This is a genomic window from Armatimonas sp., from assembly GCF_964826245.1.
The window spans coordinates 1-3,080 of the sequence record NZ_CBAYMC010000380.1 but is presented as its reverse complement, the minus strand read 5'-3'; the positions used below and the strand labels follow the sequence as shown (position 1 = coordinate 3,080).

Sequence of the window (3,080 nt, the reverse complement as noted above, 5' to 3'; positions counted from 1 at the left end):
GCCGTGGTATCGTAGCCGCAATGCAAATGCGAAAGCTGGTTCAGTGGTGGTGGCGCACGGGGGCTTGCCCGGTGCGCGCTGTCTGCTAAACACGCCGACGCTGCACACGAAGAGAGGCAGGCTCCCGAGTTAAGACAACCGGGAGCCTGTTTTATTTTGTCTTATGTTTCCGACGACACCCGATAGAGCGACGTTTAAGGCGCTGGCGAGCCAGGGCAATGTGATCCCGGTCTGCCGGGAGATCCTGGCCGATATGGAGACGCCTGTCTCGGCGTTTAAGCGCCTGGCACACCGGCCCAATGCGTTTTTGCTGGAGTCCGTGGAGGGCGGCGAGCGCATGGCCCGCTACTCGTTTCTTGGCTCCGACCCGCGCGTGGTGCTGCGGAGCCGGGGCAGTAGCGTCAGCCTCACCGAGCGCGGCAAGACACGGCTGATCCCGCTCTCCAAGGGGGAAGACCCACTGCATGTTTTAGAAGCGGAGCTGGCCAAGGTCAAGTTTGTGGAGACGCCGAATCTCCCGCGCTTTGTGGGCGGCGCGGTGGGCTACATCGGCTACGACTGGGTGCGCTTCTTAGAGCCTATCGGGGATAAGACGCACGATGATTTAGACCTCGACGATGTGTATCTCATGCTCACGGACACGCTCTGCATCTTCGATCATGTCAAGCACCGGATTATTGTTCTGGCCAACGCGCATATCGAGCCAGAGACGGACTTAGACGTGGCCTACGACACAGCGGTTGAGAAAGTGGAGGACATGATCGCCGCGCTCCGTGCTCCGATTCCCGATCTGCTAGGCATGCCGGGCAAGCGCCCCAGCAACCCGGCACCGTGGGAGTCGAACCTCACCCGCGCCCGCTACGACGAGATGCTCACCGAGGCCAAGGAGCTGATTGGGGCGGGCGATATTATCCAGGTCGTGCTCTCCCAGCGCTTCTCACGGCCCTTCGACGGTGATGCGTTCGATGTCTACCGCGCCCTGCGCTCACTCAATCCGTCGCCCTACATGTTTTTCTTAAAATTCGACGATGGCCCGATCTTAGTCGGCGCGTCGCCGGAGATTCTCTGCACCGTGGAAGAGCGCACCGTACGCGTCCGGCCCATCGCCGGAACCCGCAAGCGCGGCGAGACACCCGAGGAAGATGCCGCGCTAGAAGCCGAGCTCCTCGCCGATGAGAAAGAGCGCGCCGAGCACATCATGCTGGTAGACTTGGGCCGCAACGATATTGGGCGGGTCTGTGAGTACGGCTCGGTCAAAGTGACGGACTTGATGATTATTGAAAAATACTCGCATGTGATGCATATCGTGAGTAACGTCTGTGGCAAGCTCCGTAGTGAGATCACCCCGATGGACGTCCTCCGTGCGACGTTTCCCGCCGGAACGCTCTCAGGCGCTCCGAAAGTCCGCGCCATGCAGATTATCGAGAGCCTGGAGCCGACCCGGCGCGGCGTTTATGGGGGTGCGATTGGGTATTTTTCCTACAATGGCAACCTCGATGCCTCCATCACCATCCGCACCGCCGTGATCCACAACGGAAAAGTTCATGTGCAGGCAGGCGGCGGCATCGTCGCCGACTCGCAGCATGCCGCGGAGTTTGAAGAAACGGTCAACAAGTCCGCCGCCGCCCGCCGCGCCGTCGAGTTCGCCGAAGCGGGCCTCGACACGGTCCCTGTGCTCGCCGAAGTGGTCGAAGGCCGCTTTAGCCGTATCGAGATCATCGAGCCCCAAACCAATGCGAGGAGTTGAAAATTCCTCGCTAGAGGCAACAAGTTGCCGAAGGCCCTCTGGGCCGGAGACGAACTCCGTCCGGCAGGACGTTCGGCGCGAAGCGCCTTCAGCGAGGGGGTTTCAACCCCTCGGGATGGCCGACAGAAAGGATCCCATGACAATCACCGTTTTTCGCAACCGTCTCCGCCCAGAAGCCACCGAAGCCTACGCCGAGCTGGCCCCCAAGATGGTCGAGCTGGCCAAGCAGCAGCCCGGCTTTCTCTCCATGAAGACCTTCACCGCCGCCGATGGAGAGCGCGTCACCATTGCTGAGTTTGAGAGCGACGAGACCATCGTGGCCTGGCGTGAGAACGCTGAACATAAACTCGCCCAAGAGCGGGGCAGAACCGAGTTCTATTCAGAGTACTCCACCCAGACCTGCGAGGTCATCCGGGAGTCGCGGTTTCCGTGAAAGCCATCCCGCCACGCCCGGATTTACCGCCCGCTCGCCTCGACTCCGAGGATCTCACCCGGCTGGCGCACCTGCTCAGCGGCAAGCTCCAGCTGGAGTGCCCCAAGTGCCGGATTACTCTCAAGCCCTCGGTGGTGAACCGGGAGCTACGGATGGGCAGCAGCCCCGATCTGTCCGCGCTTGACCCACGCCAGCCCAGCCGTCCGCGCTTGGTCTTCTACTGCACACTTTGTCAGCGGGTCGTCGGCTATGTCCAAGGCGACTCTTGGACGGCAGAGAAGATGGATGCCGATGCCGAGGGAACGCGCTGGAGCCACCTAGAGATGGGCGAGAGCAAGCCCGAAAAACTCAAAGTAGGGGACTTCGACCTTGAGGATTGATCATCAACAGAGTCAGGACGTGAACGCCGCCGTCTTGGTGGTGCAGGATCGCGCGTCAAAAGGCCGGGCGTTCACGCTCGGACAGATAAATAATGATATTAGTAATTGATAACTACGACTCGTTCACGTATAACTTGGTGCAGTATCTGGGGGAGCTGGGCCAGGAGATTGTGGTGCACCGAAACGATGCCATCACGCTCGACGAGATCGCGGCGCTGAAACCCGATCAGCTACTGATCTCGCCTGGCCCCTGCTCGCCTGCCGAAGCGGGAGTCTCTGTCGCCGTGATCCAGCGCTTTGCCGGGGAGATTCCTATCTTAGGCGTCTGCCTGGGGCACCAGAGTATCGGGCATGCGTTTGGGGGAAATATTGTCCGGGCGCAGCGGCTGATGCATGGCAAGACCAGCACGATCCACCACGAAAATATTGGGGTGTTTGCGGGCCTCCCCAACGACTTCCCCGCCATTCGCTACCACTCCCTGGTGATCGAGCGAGCGAGCCTCCCCGAGTGCCTTGAGAT

4 protein-coding genes are annotated in these 3,080 nt (G+C 60.7%); all 4 read left to right on the top strand.

The window, feature by feature from the left end; genetic code table 11:
- Positions 1-163: 163 nt before the first annotated feature.
- Positions 164-1,747 (top strand): anthranilate synthase component I, encoded by a 1,584-nt coding sequence (gene trpE / locus AC1XOS_RS21750; RefSeq protein ID WP_481964308.1) that lies wholly within the window; start codon positions 164-166, stop codon positions 1,745-1,747.
- A gap of 136 nt (positions 1,748-1,883) precedes the next feature.
- Complete coding sequence (locus tag AC1XOS_RS21745) at positions 1,884-2,180, top strand: antibiotic biosynthesis monooxygenase family protein (protein ID WP_481964307.1); 297 nt, start codon at positions 1,884-1,886, stop codon at positions 2,178-2,180.
- The gene (locus AC1XOS_RS21740; protein ID WP_481964306.1) at positions 2,177-2,560 is read left to right on the top strand and encodes a hypothetical protein; all 384 of its coding nucleotides are present in this window, start codon (positions 2,177-2,179) and stop codon (positions 2,558-2,560) included. Before AC1XOS_RS21745 ends, AC1XOS_RS21740 begins: the two co-directional genes overlap by 4 nt.
- Positions 2,561-2,652: 92 nt before the next feature.
- Positions 2,653-3,080 (top strand): aminodeoxychorismate/anthranilate synthase component II (locus AC1XOS_RS21735; protein ID WP_481964305.1); only part of this gene is annotated, 428 nt, incomplete at its 3' end.